Below are 15915 nucleotides of genomic sequence, written 5' to 3' on the forward strand. Positions count from 1 at the left end.
AATGTTGAAAGCGTTCAAGTACAAAATCTATCCGACAAATGTGCAGTCAATTTTGCTTGCGAAGTCGTTTGGATGTACTAGATGGTTTTACAACTACGCTCTCAATCTAACCTCTGAGACCTATAAGCAAACAGGAAAGGGGTTAAGCAGGAATGAAATAATCAACCTTTTACCTTCCCTAAAGAAAGAGTACGAATGGCTGACAGAAGCACCGTCACAAGTGTTGCAGCAAGCCGCCTTGAATCTTTCGAGTGCTTTTCTCAATTTCTTTGAAGGAAGGGCTAAGTATCCAAACTTCAAAAAGAAACAAAATCGACAATCGATTAGATTTCCTCAAGGATGTAAGTTAAAAGACGATACCTTGAAATTACCCAAAATTGGCGATGTTCATTGTAAGGTATCAAGGCAACCAGAAGGAAGTCTAAAGTCGGTCACGGTTTCAGTTAGCCCATCGGGAGAATATTTTGCGGCTTGTCTCTATGATGACGGGAAAGTGTTACCCGAAAAATCATCAGAAGGGAAAGCCATCGGGATAGACGTTGGGTTAACCCATTACGCTATTACTTCCAATGGAACTAAGCATGGAAATCCCAAATACTATCGAAAGTATGAAAAAAAATTAGCTAAAAGACAAAAGCAATTAAGCCGTAAGCTAAAAGAGTCTAATAACCGCAATAAAGCTAGAGTTAAAGTTGCTAAAGTTCACGCTAAGATTGTCCGATGTCGCGAAGATTTTTTACACAAACTAAGTCGTAAATTAGTTGACGAAAACCAAGTCATCGTTGTAGAAAATCTGGCAGTTAGAAATATGGTTAAAAACCACAGCCTAGCTAAATCAATTAGTGATGCTGGCTGGGGGCAATTTTGTACCATGTTGAAATACAAGGCCCAGTGGGCAGGAAAAACCTACATTGAAGTAGATAGATTTTTCCCTAGCTCCAAGACCTGTAATAACTGCTTAAATCGTGTAGATAGCTTGAGTTTGAATATTCGTAGCTGGCAATGTCCTAAGTGTGGAGAAAACCACGATAGAGATATTAACGCAGCTAAAAATATTCTATATGAAGGTTTGCGAATTTTGACGGTAGGGCATACCGCTACTGCTTCGGGAGGGAGAGTAAGACCAAGTAAAGGCAATGCTTTTACAAGGCTTCTCCCTGTGAGCGAAGAATCCTCTCGCCTGATAGCAGAGGAGTGTCAATAAGATATGCTTACGAATCCTATATATTGACATATTCTCATGTATATCCGATTTCATGCTTCGCAATCCGTTGAGATCGCCGTACCAGATGAACGGGTTCCCATTCAACATTATCTGCGCCAGCCGAGGCGACTGGTGAATGCCCTAGTCGATCGTACTCGCACAGAGCAACTAAGCGATGACTGTTTCCGCCTGAAAATGCGACCGTTACAATTTATGATGCTGAGCATTCAACCCACAGTAGACATGAGGGTATGGGCGCAGTCGGAGGGCGCAATCAACTTGGAGTCCGTCGCCTGCTCGATTCTTGGTGTGGATTATATAAACGATCGCTTTGCTCTCAATCTTAAAGGAAAGCTTTACGTACACCAAAGCAGTGGGGTAACGTACTTGAAAGGAAAAGCAGATTTAGAGGTGCAAGTAGAGTTACCGCCACCGTTTTGGCTGACACCCAAACCAATTTTAGAAACAACGGGCAACGGTTTGCTCAAGAGCGTGCTGCTGGGCGTCAAACAGCGGTTAATGTATCAGTTGCTCTTAGATTACCGCCGTTGGGCAAGCAGCGAAACAGAAGTAATATCGAGCGATATCCCTCAAATCTTATCGGTTGAAGGTTGAGCGGATTCTAGAGAATGACGTTGCTTAATCAGGGTATGAAAATGGGGAACTTCAAAATTAAGCTATATTAACTGACCAGACGATCGAATGCAATGCAGCCTGAATTTTGTTGAAATTTCCTAGCTCCCATAGATAGCAGCGGGTCACTCAAAATCGATGTGAGTCAGCGCTCCATCATCGTCTTCCATGATTCCCCTAGGCCCAGACCAAGCTGTTGATTTGTCTTGTGAAACTTCTTCTTTTTTGTCGGCGAGTTCGCGCTGTGGTGGCCGAGTTATTTTGCTCGGTTGCACATTCGTCGCCCCCACCCGGATTCGGATTTTTGGTCCGGAATTGCCCAAGCGAATCGTCATCCCGTCCGCTACCGATAGCTGAGCGATCGGTTTATCATCTACATAAGTACCGTTAGCGCCAAAATTAATAATTTCCCAGCCATAAGAATGATTCCACAGCTCTACGTGGTGGCGGGAAACAACAGCGCTGTAAATAATTACATCATTGTCGTTCGATCGACCGATCCGAACCACAGATTCGGATTCAAAACACCAACTTTGAACCGGGACAGATTGAATAGGATGTAGCAAAGTTAAGGTAATCACTGATGTTTTGACACTCCGCCGCATGACAGAAACGGGGATGCTTCAAGAACCAATTTTTGGGATAAAACCGCAAAAGAGTTGATGCTTAAAGGCGTTGTCAGCGCGCCGCTACTCCCTCGCTTTGCCGTAAAAGTTGAACTTTTGACTGCTTGAGGCATTTGAGCAAACTTTTGATTGTGAGCTTGGACTCCAGGTGCGAACTTTGCCTGTCCTCGATCGCCACCAAACACGATCGTATTAATCTGGTGAACTTGGCCGCGATCGACAGCAGTGCGAAGTTCTCGATCGATTGAATCTCGGATGGAGCTACCCGGCCGATCGCCCATCTGGGCCCATCGAGCGGTGGAGTGACCATTTTCCCACAGGTCGATCGGAGAATTCAACTCAGACGAGTGCTGGTTGCACCGCTGATTCGAGTTGTCGATCGGGCGACAGTCTGCGACGATCGGCGAATTGCTGTTTGCCCCTACAGAAGTTAACCAATGATTAAGGCTGCGGGTTCTAGATAAAATAGGAGTTGGTTCTCTCAAACAGCATAGGTCTTTTAGGGTTGCTAACATTTTTCGTATTGATGCGATACCTTTAAAATACAATGCTTTGAGCACTAGAATTCCTCGCCCAGAAAGCCTCTATTTCGCGTACTCTGTACCGATCGACCTTTCGGGCGCCCGCCACCCAAAAATGCGATCGGCAAGCAGCTACTTTCTCGATCGGGAAGGCCGCACTTCAGGGCAAATCCGACTCTGGCGGTTGGGCCGGATCGGGCGGTACAGATTCATCCTTTTGCCGCTTCAACTCTGCGACTTTTTCTTGAGCTACATCCCTGACCTCTAGAGCTTTATCTTGAAGTTTTTCCGCCAGATTTTGAGCGTTCCGCTTCACGCCAGCCACATTTTTAAGAGTTCTGTCAAGATCTTCCTGTAAAAACTCGGCTACCATGCCGACTTTATGGTGCAGTCCCTCCGCGTACTGCACGGGTTCGGATACAGCAGCCTCAGAGACGATCGCCCGCTTGCTGCCGATCGTCGAAATCGCCTGCACCGGCAACAAGTAAATCCCGTCTAAAACGCCACGCCAGCCGCTAGATTTAAACAGGTAATCCCTAACAGAACCAGTCCGGACATCAAATAGGTAGTCAACCACCGTACCTGCCTTATTTCCTGCGTCCGTAAGTACCTCAAGGCCGATCGGACAAACAGCTTGTTCCGGCTGATGCAATTCTGGCAGTTCCGGGTTAATCGTCACCAAAACATTTTCGCCCACCGTATCAACTTGCGCCCAAGCGAACCAGCGTTTTTTGTTGCCCAAAAGTCCCGACTTGCAAGTAAAGCCGATCGCCCGCTGGGAGTGAGGATCGAGCCAAAGCCGATCTACCCTGCCGACCTCTTCCGCCGTGCGGCGGTCGATCGTGCGGCGGTTGATCAGTTCGCTGCGCTTAACAATCTGTTGTGATTTACTCATAAATAAACTCCTGAGTGCCGCCTGCAAGAAAAATGTCGATCGTCCAAAGATGTCGATTTAATATTCTTCTTCTTCTTCTTTTTCTTCCGAATAATGGGGAGTATTTTCTGCCTCAGTTAACTCGTCTTCTTCCCTGGAAGTGCCAATTTCTTTTTGGCTGGGAATAGGAATCGTGCTAAGCAGTGCGCCCCCGGAGGGAGCGTGAATTGCCTTAGCATCCCTTGACTTGACGCTAGTTTGTGCTAACTGGGCTGAGGACTGATTCCCACCGACGTTGATTTGAATTTTCGGGCCCGAGCGAGCCAAGTGAACGATCAGACCGTCCACAACGGGAACCTTAGCGATCGGCTTACCATCGAGGTAAGTACCGTTGGTACCTAAATTGATCAGTTCCCAATTAATGCCGCTGCGTCGCAATTCGATGTGGCGACGAGAAACCACAGCGCTAAAAAGAACGACGTGGTTTTCCGTCGATCGCCCGATCCGGACGACCTGTTCGTCTTCAAAGATCCAACTGCGGACGGGAATAGACTGGAGTGGATGTAGCAAGGTCAGCTTAATCACATTGGCAGCATTGAGTTTTGGTAGAGCGCCTCAAGATGCGATTTTAGATTTTAGACTTTCGATCGCCCAATCCAAACTCGATCTAAGAGATTTGAAATAGAAACGTAACCAGGTCTCCTTTTCCCAGAGAGATGCGGTCTCCCGGTCGCAACCGATGTCGGTTTCCCTTGGGCAGGGGAGTATTGTTGACGTAAGTGCCGTTAGAACTGCCTACATCTTCTAGGTAGCAAGCATCTCCCTCCACCCGGAGATTTGCGTGTACCCGAGAAACTATCTCAGAATTAGCAAATCCCGAAACATCAATATCTGGGGGCACCAAGTCATTTGGCTTGCCGATGTGAATCACAGCGAGATTGTGAGGCAATTCCATCGGCGTATTTGTCTGAACGTGTATCAGTCGCGCCGACTGCTGTTGCAGTTGAGTTTTAGCCACACCCGCTGGCTGTGGGTCGGGAACCGGGGGAGAGGTATTTGGTGCTGTTGCCACCGATTCTGTTGTAACAGGAACCGAGAGCGACGGCGGGGGATCGGGAATTGTCGGAATGCTGGCGGGAGTTTTTTCTAAGTTCGGCCCCGGATCGGGGGTAACTAGAGGTTCCATTGCGATCGTCGGCGGTTCGGTTGCCCCTAAGTCCGGCACCAGTGGCGATACCACTGTGGGGCCCACAGGCGAGGCGGACGGTACGGTCGCCTCAACTTCTGGAACGTAGGAACCCGGACGCAAATTAAAGCCACACTGACCGCAAAATGCTGCATCTGTCTGAACCGCTGCACCGCAGTTAGAGCAACTGGCGGTAACGGGTAAAGGCGTGTAACAAGACTCGCACTGGCTGGCCCCGTCGGGGTTCTGGTGATTGCAATTGGGACAGACAATCATCGATTTCTCCTTGCTATCGGCCAGATTTTCCAATCAGCCTCATAAAATATAGTCGTGTATATGGTCAAATTTTAACTTTAACCGCCACAATTCTTATATTGCTTCGCTAATACTAGCAACTGAGTTATAGCGGTTATCAGAAAGATTCGCGGACGTTGTTGGGCTTGGGCCCTAAGAGTTTAAGGGTTATATAAGCTGTCAGTTATACCTCATCTTTTTGAGAAAGGCTATAGTTCCGTGACATTCGGAACTAAGGAAAAGAATTAGTTAGTGATACTGCTGACAGTGCTGACACTCTCAGCTCTCTCAGTTATTTTACTGCAACGCCTGCGGCAGCATCGAGCAGCCACCAAAGTTCGCCCTCTGGTTGAACGAGTCTGGCTGGATAGATTGTGGAGTCGGCTGCGGGGGCAAAAATTTGACTGAGGGCGGGTTGTTTGCTGGCTCCTGCCACCATGAAGATGACGCATCGGGCGCGGTTGATTAAGGGGAATGTAAAGGTGATGCGGGGTTGACCGTCTTTGTTGCCGACGGTTATTAGGGAGTCACGGACTTCTAAGGCTGGTGTGCCGGGGAATAGAGAGGCTGTGTGGGCGTCGTCTCCTATGCCCAATAGGATGATGTCGAAAGCGGGAAACTCGCCGTCGGATATTTTGAAGAATTGCTGCAATTCGGTTTGGTGCGTCGAGGCGTCGGCTGCGGGGTCAGCCGCGCCTGTGGGCATGGGGTGGATGTGGCTGGCGGGGATGTTTACTCGATCGAGCCAAGCGAGACGCGCCATTTTTTGATTGCTGTCCGGGTGATCTGGCGCAACGTAGCGTTCGTCGCCCCAGAAAACGTGAATTTTGTCCCAAGGCAGGTCTTGGGTGGCGATCGCTCTGTAGAGCGGTTCTGGTGTGCTGCCACCCGCCAAGGCGATCGTGCAAATTCCACGTTCTGCGATCGCTGCTGGGATTTTGGATAGGACAACCGCGAGCGATCGCTCTATGAGTTCTTCCCGATTTGCTAATACTTCTACTACTTTTTTCATTAATTTCCTCTCAACTTTTCTCTTCGTCTGGAGCTGGGCAATTACCCAAATTCGGCCTTGACATTTTGCTTTGAGGTCGATCGGCTGACACGCTTGGAAGGCTCTACACAGGGTCAAGTCGGATTTTATCATTCTTATCAGAAAACTGGGTTGAAAACCCCGTCGTTAATACGACGGCTTTAATCGTAAACTTTTGTTGCAAAGCCCAAATTGTTTGTGCTGAATAAAGTAGCATAAGGAGCGAGAGGTAAAGCCATGATAGTATTTGAATTCAAAGCTTACGGAAATAAGAGCCAATTCACAGCAGTTTTTGACGCAATTCGTACGGCACAATTTGTCCGCAATAGCTGTTTGCGTTATTGGATGGACAACCCAAAAGTTAACAAGTACGACTTGAATAAATACTGCGCTGTCTTAGCTCGCGAATTCCCATTTGCTGACGAACTCAATTCTCAAGCCAGACAAGCTAGTGCTGAAAGAGCCTGGTCTGCTATCTCCCGATTTTACGAAAACTGTCGCTCCCCGAAGGGGGGTGGCAAAAAAGGATACCCGCAGTTTCAGAAAGACTGTCGCTCTGTTGAATACAAATCGACGGGCTGGAAGCTTGCATTCGATCGGAAGTCAATTCAATTTACCGATAAAAAAGGAATCGGACGACTGAAGTTAAAAGGAACGCGAGATTTACACTTCTACCAAATCGCTCAAATCAAACGGGTGAGATTGGTAAAACGTGCGGATGGCGTTTACGTCCAATTTTGTGTTGATGTTGACCGAAAAGAACAGATTGAACCTTCGGGAAAGACGATCGGGTTAGACGTAGGGCTGAAAGAATATTACACGGATTCAAACGGGGTAACGGTGGAAAATCCGAGATTCCTAAGAACCGGTGAAAAAGTTTTGAAGCGTTCCCAAAGAAGGGTTTGCCGAAAAGTAAAAAGTTCAAAGAATCGAGGCAAAGCCAGACAAATTATGGGCAAGCGCCACCTCAAAATAAGCAGGCAACGTAAAGACCATGCAATTAAACTTGCACGGTGCGTAGTTCGATCAAACGACTTGATAGCCTACGAAGATTTGAGGATTAAAAATCTGGTGAAGAATCACTGTCTGGCTAAGTCAATAAACGACGCATCTTGGTATCAGTTTCGTATCTGGCTCGAATACTTCGGTAAAGTATTTGACCGAGTGACGGTGGCGGTCAACCCGCAATATACTAGCCAAGAATGCTCTAGTTGCGGTGTAATTGTGAAGAAGACCCTATCTACTAGAACACACGTTTGTCAATGTGGGTGTAGATTGGATAGAGATTTCAACGCAGCTAGAAATATCCTCAGTCGGGGATTGGGTACGGCGGGGCACGTCGGAACCTTTGCGAAGCACGCAAGCAACGCTTTGGGAGAATCAACCTCTACTTTGGTTGGAGAAATCCTGCCCCAGCAAGTTGGCTCGTAGATCGAAGAATCCCGCGGTACGGCCGGGGAGTGTCAAGTCTGCTTTATTTTACTGGGCAAAACTTATTTTTGTCGGTACTTAATCGAGCTTCACCTGTTACATACATCTGTAGCAACCGTTTCCGAGAGTTAGGACGTTCTTAATTGCACTTTTCACAGGATATATATAGTAGAACTTCCTTCATAGTTCTTGCTTCTGCTATTATATTTTTCGCAACTTGCAATCAAAATCGCGATCGCACTTACCTGGGGATAGCAAAAATCATGAAGATTGATGTGGTAGACTTATGAAAAATAGTTTTAAGTCCCCAGGCTCGGATGGAAGCAAAACTATGTCAAATTTCAAAAAATTCCCTACATCTGTCCGCTATCTAATAGCGCGTTTCCGCCACTGGACGCAACCGTCGGTTTGGGCTCCGCTAGCCGTGCTGTGTGCGGGGGGGTTTTTTATCTGGGAAGTCTCCGTACATCCAGAAAAGTTGAGCATAGATGGCGAAGAAGAAGCAGCAAACTCAAACAATCCAGATGCGCTCCCCGGGCTATCTGCTGAAGATAGTGCCATTGCTGCTGAAATCGACAGCTTGCCGGTGCTAGTCAATCAGTTCAATCGCTCCAATTCTGAACTGAACTTGTTGAATTCATCAGCAGTCAAAGGTAAAGGTTTATTCGACGAAATTCGCAGTCGCGGCTCAGAAAAGCCTAACCGATCTTCAGAGCCAAAGTCGGCGGCAATCAACACATTTGTGTCGCTGTCAAATTTACAAAATCCTGCGATTGGGACAGTCAACAATAACTCACAAGATTCCAGCTTGCCAAGTTCAAACCCGACATCTGATTTGAGTTTGTCGGGCATAAAAACGATCGACTCTGAGTCTGCGGGTGTACCGGAAGCAACTTTACCGGAGGCATCAGGTAGCGGTACTTCCAGCAAACAAAACGACAATCCTCTGCCTTTGAGCCCGCTGCAAGCAGCCATGAAAAAATACGTCGCTGCTGACATTTCAGCAACGGCGGCGGCCGTGAAAAGTGCAAACACCCCTAAATTGCTCGATCGACCAGCTTCCCTTGGATCTGGGACAAATCCGGCAAATTTGTTGCCAACGCTCGCTACAGCTCAAGGGAAAGCAAATCCTGGGAATGTTCCTGCGACAATCTCCCCACTTCCGGCTTCTACAAATACAATTATTAGCGACTCTCAACAATTTTTAAACCCGGCAGCTACACTTCCTGAATCATTTACCGGGTTAAATTCCAAAGGATCAGTCATCCCCACAATTACTCCACAGGCTCCAACGGTGGCTTTGCCAAAAAATCCCTACCAAACTAATTTATCCGAGTCGGGCTTGGCACCGGAAGTTCAACCTGTGGCGCTTCCTGTCGCCACACCTTCACCAATACCGCTAATTCCGAATTTCGGGCAATCTCCTAGCACGAGTGCCGGAGCAAACAAGATAATTAATCCTCAATTCTCTCCCAATTCAGCGAATTCTCAATTTCAACAACCTCAACCAAGTCAGATTAATTTGCCAAGCCAGCCTAACTTTGGATCAGTTCCTCAAAACACCAATCAGGGCGGACAGCTAATGCAACCGCAACCTTTTTCTACACCTCGCTCTTTGACTCCGGGACGCTATATTGGCGGTGGCGAAATCAATACTTTTGCCAATCCGTGAATCAAGGAAGAAGGAAGAAGGAAGAAGGAAGAAGGAAGAAGTTGAATTGTAGGGTGTGTCGCCCTTGAGAATCCGTGAAGTTGACAGATAATTTCACAGCGACGCACCTGAAAAAATTTTGAGAAATTGTATAAGGTGGGTCGCTATGAGATTGTCGATATTGAGTTAGAGATTTTTCTTGGGCGAGGCACCCTACAATTGTGAATTTTCTGAATTACCAATTATCAATTATATCGTGTACGGTCGATTGACTGCAATAAGTAAGGAACGCACGTGTGGACTTTAGTCCGCAGTATATTGCGGACTAAAGTCCACACTACGAACGGTTTTTGTGATGGTAATCGACGGGACGTGATACATTGCTGACAAGTTAAGCTAGAGATAGATTTGTCAATCAGTAATTATACTCAAAATTAACTCGGATTTTGGGTGAAAAACTGAGATTTTGGCTAACTTACGATCGAGCCGTAGCGTCATATTGATGTCCATTCACCCCATCAGATGCGAATTTCGACAGCTCAACCAGCAGTTTTTTGAGTAATATTACTGATTGACAAATGGAACTAGGTCTTAACTTGTCAGCAATGGACGTGATATTACCAATTCCAAATTCTAAATTCCACTTTGATTGGTAAAACTTACCTAGAGGCGGCTCTTCCCAACAACAATCCGCCGATTCCTAAGCCAAATGCGATCGGCAACCAAGCCGATAGAATCGGTGTTAAAACAGCTTTCACGCCCATAGAACTGGTGATGAAAGAAAATACATAGTAAGTGAAAATCACCACCACGCTAATACCAAAACTTGTTCCTTTGCCCGATCGCCTCGGTTGAGTTCCCAAAGCGGCTCCCACTAAACCAAATACCAAGCATACGAAGGGAAAAGCATATTTTTCTTGAATTCGCACCCGGAGTTTGCGAATTTGTGGTGCATCGCCGCTGTTTTTAATGATTTCCAAACGCTCTAATGCTTGAGCAATGTTCATTTCCTTGAAATCTCGCACTCTCGCAGCTAAATCTAAGGGCGTGCGGGGAAGTTGCAACTGCTGGTGTTGAAATCTAACTATATTGCGGTAAGAGCCGTCTGGAGCTACTATATAGGCGGTGCCGTTGAAAAAATCCCAGGTGTTTGCTGAGGGATTCCAAGTCGCTGATTCTGACGAAACGATTTGATTGAGGCCTGGAGCGGAGCGATCGATAATTGTTAAACCTTTCATTTTCTGGCCGTCAAACTGTTCTGCATAAAAAAAGCGGGACAGGATTTCTTCACCGCCTTTTTCGGGTTTGCGAAATTCTGTGTAGATGATATTTCGATCTTGAAATGTCGGTTTTTCTCGCTTTAGAGCTCTGTCTAAAGTCATGGTAGCTCGGTAGCTGGCGGCGGGTACGACTAATTCTTGCAAAGCAAAGGTGAAGCCGGCAACTATTAAACTCATAATGACTGCCGGCATTATCAATCGGTAAACGCTAACTCCGCAACTGCGGAGGGCGATGAGTTCGCTGTCGCTGGAGAGTCGGCTGTAGCTCATTAAGGTTGCTAACAGCATTGACATGGGGAAAGCTAATACTACAAAGTACGGAATTTGCAGCAGAAAAATTTCCAGGGCGGCACCGTAGGGGAGGCCTGATTCTGCTACTCTGCGGACTAATTCAAATAGGGCTCCCACGGTGACGGCTACTGATGTAAATAGTCCGACGCCAAACAGAAATGGGCCGATTAGTTCTTTGGTAATGTACCAGTCCATTACTGATATTCTCGGCAGCCAGTTGAGGGGATTGAAAGATTTGGACATTGCTATTTTCATATTTTGGCGTTTTTGCGGTTGGCTCCTCAAGTTAAATTTTAAATTCTCAATTCTTCAATTATGTGTTGTGTTTTTATAGTTGAATCTAGTCGTGGGGGGGGCGGGTTTATAGATATTTGGGCTAGGATATTGATATTTAGGCGAACCCGCCCCTATGGCATCTGTCTTAACTCTTTTAGCGGTTGCTATCACAGACTATCGCACGAAGTTGTCGCCTAGGTAATACTGCCGCACTAAAGGGTTGCTGTAGAGTTCTTCTTCAGCCCCGGAGGCTAAAATTTGACCGTCTCGCATGATGTAGGCTCGATCGGTAATTTCGAGGGTTTCTCGGACGTTGTGATCGGTGATCAGGATGCCGATTTTACGATCGCGCAGTTTGGCAATAATCGTCTGAATTTCGTCAACTGCGATCGGATCGACGCCTGCAAACGGTTCGTCTAAAAATAGAAACATCGGCCCGTCTCGCCCAGCAGCTAAGGCTCTCGCTAGCTCAGTCCGCCGTCTTTCTCCCCCCGAGATTTGAATTCCCAAACTGGATGCTATTTTTTCTAAGCGAAATTCTTGCAACAGGAAATCGACTCGCTGCTTCCATTCCCCACAAGGCACTTGAGTTTGTTCTAGGACTAACAAAATGTTGTCGCGGACGCTCATGTTGCGAAAAATGCTGGCTTCTTGAGCGAGATAGCCTATTCCCAACTCTGCTCGTTTGTGCATCGGCAATTTAGTGATGTCTAAATCGTTGAGCCAAACAGTCCCTTGATTGGGTTTTTCTAATCCGGTAGCTATGTAAAATGTTGTGGTTTTGCCTGCACCGTTGGGGCCGAGGAGTCCGACGATTTCTCCTTGGGCTACTGAAAGGTTGACGCGACTGACTACATTGCGTTTTCCGTAGGATTTGTGAATATTTTCGAGTACAATTTTCATGATTGCCGACGCAATTTCTACCAGCTAAATTTCGGACTGTGGGTTTGTGCGATCGCGTTTGAAGTTTACATTCTACCTTTTCAAACTTTTTAGTTTTTAAAAGACGAAATTTCGCATCTATCTCAAGTAGTATCTTTTTGCCGATGCGAAATTTTGCTGCTACCTGGCGTGTTACTTAGGAGCTGTTCGGGGACGGGCGGGCGGTTTAACAGCGGGATTTGGATTAACCGGAGCTGGTTTGGGCCCGATCGCATTTTGGGCTGCTGCATCTTGTTCTGGCGCCACCAGATAGACCGATTCTACTTGTCCTGGGTTGTCTGGGAGCGCAATAAACCGCCCTTCGTCAATCAGGTATGTGATGGTTTCGCCGCGCAGGCTGTTGCCTTGCTGCAATACGTACACGTCGCCGCTGAGAATGATCCGGCGCTCGCGGCTGAAGTATTGAGCTTGAGCTGCGGTTGCTTGTATTTGGCGGGCTGGGTAGTTGATTTGGACGTTGCCGCGGGCTGTCACGATGCCGGTTTTGGAGTCGGCTTCTTGAACGTCCGATCGCACGGAAAGAGTGCGGGGCGGTGCGGCTTGCGGGTAGGTGGGAGAGGCGATCGCGCTAGCCAGAGTCAGTGGCAACAGCAGCGATAATCCTTTGAATAGGCGGGAACTCAGTAGTTTAGCGGAGGGCATCATAGCTTGCAAGCCTCAAAATTTTTGAAATTGCTGAAGGGCATTATCTCACCCCTGATTTTTCTCTATGGAGATTAGATCCACCACACCCGATCGGTTAGATATTTTATCTTAACGGCCGTGAAAAATTCCCGTGAGGTCGATCGACCTGCCCGAGAGCGTCAACCAATTATCCTAGCAAGACAATAGCGAATTTAACGACGTGTTTGGCTGATTTACAGTTTGTAGTGAGGACTTCAGTCCTCTGGCTGCGGTTTGTAGTGAGGACTTCAGTCCTCTGGCTGCGGTTTGTAGTGAGGACTTCAGTCTTGGGTGTGACTTTTAGTCAATAAACTTGTTGCTTAAATCTTTGATTGATAGTCAACCGCAGATGCAAAGCAGATGTACACAGATGTACGCAGATAATTTGAAGAAGTGTCAACCGTGCATCTGATGTTTCAAAATGTATGGTAATTGCAAGCCTGCAACTTCTGTACCTGCGAACAACGGTACAAAATCAGCAACTTTTTCCGGGCCAGCTTGTTGCAATACGCTCAAAAGTTTAGCACTTTGTCCGAGCAAATCTTCAACAGCAATTCCCGCATAACTCGGTTGATAATAATTGAGCCGATTTATGCCTTCTCCCAGCAAGATGACTGCACCGCGCCAGTTTTGATTGCTTAAGTGATAAAGCGCGACAGAAATTTGCAATATTCCCTGATAAAACCTTTTGTCCGGCTCGCCCGCTTCCATCCACAAAGCCTCTAAGGTATCGTGACAAGCGTAAAAATCTTGGCTGTTAAATTCTTCGATACCTTGCAAAAACTCGATCGGCATTTCATCTGTCATTGATTGAAATTGGGAATTTTCGATTGGGTGCGTGTTTCAGTAGGCAGCGATCTTTTTTTCAATAGCTAAGTCTTAAAAATAGGAACAATAACGACCTATTTTTACAGATAAAATTGGGTCTGAAGCCTCCCCTTTTAGGGGGAAATCAAACAAAATAATTCATTGCTCCAATCCTCTTCTATCGACGGAAGAGGTAGCTGTCAACTGTCAACTGTCAACTGTCAACTGATGAAAACAGCTACCAATTTTACCAGAAATAATTGGTTTAAAGCCAGAGCCCCGATCGGGAGAAATTAAAAGAAGACTATTGATTACTCCAATCTTCTTCCTTTCAGGTAGAGGTCGCTGTCAACTGTCAACTGTCAACTGTCAACTGAAAACCGCCTACTTAACCGATTACATAGTCTCTCTGACTGCTTGAATCTGCTCCATGCTAATTTCCTGATTAGTTCCAGCAAAATCGTTATCTGGCGTCAGAAATAACATACAGTGACATTCTTTCCGCTCGCGCATGGGAATGCAAGGACAGTTCCAGTAGGCGGCTTTGACTTCGGCTTCTTTGTCTTCGTAATGGCGACAAGGGCATAGGGGAGCGCCTAGTTCGTCCTTGTGTTTTGCTAGTCCTTCTATGACGACAGCAGTGACTGAAGGCTCGGAACAAAAGTAAGTACCGGTGCGCTTGGCATAGGTTTCGGAGAAATTCTTCATCGCCTCCAAAGTTTTTTCGTTGGAGAGTTTGGATTTTTCTGTTGTGTTCATAGTTTAGGATCGGAGTTGAGGATGTCACGAGCTTTTCACGATTGTACCCCAGAATGTGATTTTAAACACTTGTATATTTCTCTTTACTTACAAGGAGGAAAAACTTGACAAAAATTGAGTTTTAGGTTGTCGGTTTTTTGGTGATTTTTCTGCATCCCTCCGATTTCGGGAAACTGGCGGTTGACCCGGTTTTTGGAGCTGCTAATAGATTTGGGCGATCGCCCGCCCAGACAAAAACATCCCCCAAAGGGGATTAAAAAGGATAAAATATGAGACCGCTGTCCCTGTTTCCGGCATCTCATGGCAATTTCCCCGCACCCCACCCGCACCAAAAAAGTTCCTTCCTCTGGGCTAATTTGGCCGGCTGACACCGAGTTAGTCGGATTAGTGTTTGAATTGACCCCCCGCGCAGCTAGCTATCTGTACGCGCAGTATGCTATAGGTTTGCACGCTTGGTTTTTGTATCAAATTCAGGAAACTGACCCGGAATTATCGCAACTTTTGCACGACTCGCAGTCAGAAAAAGCCTTTACTATTTCGGGATTGGAGGGTGAGTTGCTCCCAGCCGGTAAGGAATTTCAGCTTTTGGGCGATCGCATTTACCGCTGGTATGTCACAGGACTTTCCCAACGAGTAGTACAATGGCTGAATCAGTGGCTGCAAAATTTGCCCCAAGAGATTGATTTGCGAAATGCTCCGCTACTCATTCGCTCTTGGGAGATTGCTTTTTCTCCGACAACTTACCAGCAATTGCTAACAGCAGAAACTCCATTATCTAAAAACATAAAACTTAGTTTTGTAACTCCTACAAGCTTTCGCAGCAAAGGGCATCACTTCCCGCTACCAGTTCCAGAAAATGTTTTTCACAGCTATTTGCGCCGCTGGAATAACTTTTCGGGTATGAATTTTGACCAAGCAGAATTTATGACTTGGATTGACGAAAATGTAATTATTAGCCGCCACAAGTTGGAGTCGCAAAAGGTGGCGGCTGGCAAAAAAGGTATGGTAACGGGATTTACTGGGGCTGTAGAATTTGCGATCGGGCGATCGGCCGGATTGCGCCCTGATTTTGTACAATTATTTTATGCCTTGGGGCAATTAGCACCTTACTGTGGCACAGGACACAAAACAACTTTTGGATTGGGACAAACCCGATCGCAATGGTTGACAGAATCCCTACCCGAAGTCTCTATCCAAAGCGTATTGGCGGCGCGAATCGATGAATTGACAGATAAGTTTATAGCGCACAGAAAGCGTACAGGCGGAAGTCGGGCTGGTGAGATTGCGGAAACTTGGGCGACGATTTTAGCGCGCCGGGAATTGGGGGAATCTTTGTTGGATATTGCTGCTGATTTGGAAATGCCTTATGAAACTGTGAAAACTTATGTGAAGTTAGCAAGAAGAGCTTTGAAAGTTGAGGATTGAAGCGAAGCAGACACACAACGAA

Annotated in this window: 17 protein-coding genes; 6 read left to right on the plus strand and 11 right to left on the minus strand. The window is 46.6% G+C overall.

Annotation, left to right across the window (positions count from 1 at the left end; all coding sequences use genetic code 11):
- Window position 1 precedes the first annotated feature (1 nt).
- Window positions 2–1204, plus strand: a complete 1203-nt coding sequence (gene tnpB / locus QZ918_RS04640) for an IS200/IS605 family element RNA-guided endonuclease TnpB (protein ID WP_293331774.1) — start codon at window positions 2–4, stop codon at window positions 1202–1204.
- Window positions 1205–1240: 36 nt separating this feature from the next.
- Window positions 1241–1819 (plus strand): DUF1997 domain-containing protein, encoded by a 579-nt coding sequence (locus QZ918_RS04645; protein ID WP_293331637.1) that lies wholly within the window; start codon window positions 1241–1243, stop codon window positions 1817–1819.
- Window positions 1820–1962: 143 nt separating this feature from the next.
- On the opposite strand, the gene QZ918_RS04650 is transcribed toward QZ918_RS04645, so the two are convergent.
- The 6 genes from QZ918_RS04650 to pgl form a co-directional block, all read right to left on the minus strand.
- Complete coding sequence (locus tag QZ918_RS04650; protein WP_293153636.1) at window positions 1963–2418, minus strand: FHA domain-containing protein; 456 nt, start codon at window positions 2416–2418, stop codon at window positions 1963–1965.
- Window positions 2415–2978, minus strand: a complete 564-nt coding sequence (locus QZ918_RS04655; protein WP_293153639.1) for a hypothetical protein — start codon at window positions 2976–2978, stop codon at window positions 2415–2417. Before QZ918_RS04655 ends, QZ918_RS04650 begins: the two co-directional genes overlap by 4 nt.
- A gap of 166 nt (window positions 2979–3144) precedes the next feature.
- Entirely contained in the window at window positions 3145–3879 is a 735-nt protein-coding gene (locus QZ918_RS04660; protein WP_293153642.1) for a PRC-barrel domain-containing protein, read from the minus strand.
- A 57-nt stretch (window positions 3880–3936) separates the two neighbouring features.
- On the minus strand, window positions 3937–4443 hold the full coding sequence (locus tag QZ918_RS04665; RefSeq protein ID WP_293153644.1) for an FHA domain-containing protein: 507 nt from the start codon (window positions 4441–4443) through the stop codon (window positions 3937–3939).
- An 82-nt stretch (window positions 4444–4525) separates the two neighbouring features.
- Window positions 4526–5320, minus strand: coding sequence for a double zinc ribbon and FHA domain-containing protein (locus QZ918_RS04670; RefSeq protein WP_293331639.1), 795 nt, complete (start codon window positions 5318–5320; stop codon window positions 4526–4528).
- A gap of 310 nt (window positions 5321–5630) precedes the next feature.
- A complete protein-coding gene (gene pgl / locus QZ918_RS04675) occupies window positions 5631–6350 on the minus strand; it encodes a 6-phosphogluconolactonase (RefSeq protein WP_293331641.1) in 720 nt (239 codons plus the stop codon).
- 255 nt (window positions 6351–6605) lie between these two features.
- Between pgl and QZ918_RS04680 the strand changes: the two genes are divergently transcribed.
- A complete protein-coding gene (locus QZ918_RS04680) occupies window positions 6606–7799 on the plus strand; it encodes an RNA-guided endonuclease InsQ/TnpB family protein (RefSeq protein ID WP_293331643.1) in 1194 nt (397 codons plus the stop codon).
- A gap of 331 nt (window positions 7800–8130) precedes the next feature.
- Window positions 8131–9471 (plus strand): hypothetical protein, encoded by a 1341-nt coding sequence (locus QZ918_RS04685; protein ID WP_293331645.1) that lies wholly within the window; start codon window positions 8131–8133, stop codon window positions 9469–9471.
- 638 nt (window positions 9472–10109) lie between these two features.
- Here QZ918_RS04685 and QZ918_RS04690 read toward each other — a convergent pair.
- From QZ918_RS04690 to QZ918_RS04705, 4 genes are all read right to left on the minus strand, one after another.
- Complete coding sequence (locus QZ918_RS04690; RefSeq protein ID WP_293331687.1) at window positions 10110–11276, minus strand: LptF/LptG family permease; 1167 nt, start codon at window positions 11274–11276, stop codon at window positions 10110–10112.
- Window positions 11277–11471: 195 nt separating this feature from the next.
- Window positions 11472–12200, minus strand: coding sequence for an LPS export ABC transporter ATP-binding protein (gene lptB / locus QZ918_RS04695; protein WP_293157236.1), 729 nt, complete (start codon window positions 12198–12200; stop codon window positions 11472–11474).
- A gap of 171 nt (window positions 12201–12371) precedes the next feature.
- The gene (locus QZ918_RS04700) at window positions 12372–12884 is read right to left on the minus strand and encodes an LptA/OstA family protein (protein WP_293331690.1); all 513 of its coding nucleotides are present in this window, start codon (window positions 12882–12884) and stop codon (window positions 12372–12374) included.
- Window positions 12885–13298: 414 nt separating this feature from the next.
- The gene (locus QZ918_RS04705) at window positions 13299–13709 is read right to left on the minus strand and encodes a DUF309 domain-containing protein (RefSeq protein WP_293157227.1); all 411 of its coding nucleotides are present in this window, start codon (window positions 13707–13709) and stop codon (window positions 13299–13301) included.
- 162 nt (window positions 13710–13871) lie between these two features.
- Between QZ918_RS04705 and QZ918_RS04710 the strand changes: the two genes are divergently transcribed.
- Window positions 13872–14006, plus strand: coding sequence for a hypothetical protein (locus tag QZ918_RS04710; RefSeq protein WP_293331693.1), 135 nt, complete (start codon window positions 13872–13874; stop codon window positions 14004–14006).
- Between the two features lie 99 nt (window positions 14007–14105).
- On the opposite strand, the gene QZ918_RS04715 is transcribed toward QZ918_RS04710, so the two are convergent.
- Window positions 14106–14468, minus strand: coding sequence for a ferredoxin-thioredoxin reductase catalytic domain-containing protein (locus QZ918_RS04715; RefSeq protein ID WP_293331696.1), 363 nt, complete (start codon window positions 14466–14468; stop codon window positions 14106–14108).
- Window positions 14469–14768: 300 nt separating this feature from the next.
- Between QZ918_RS04715 and cas6 the strand changes: the two genes are divergently transcribed.
- Window positions 14769–15893 (plus strand): CRISPR-associated endoribonuclease Cas6, encoded by a 1125-nt coding sequence (gene cas6 / locus QZ918_RS04720; protein ID WP_293331699.1) that lies wholly within the window; start codon window positions 14769–14771, stop codon window positions 15891–15893.
- Window positions 15894–15915 lie beyond the last annotated feature (22 nt).

It is taken from the genome of Microcoleus sp. CAWBG58 (assembly GCF_020883045.1).
Lineage (GTDB): Bacteria > Cyanobacteriota > Cyanobacteriia > Cyanobacteriales > Microcoleaceae > Microcoleus.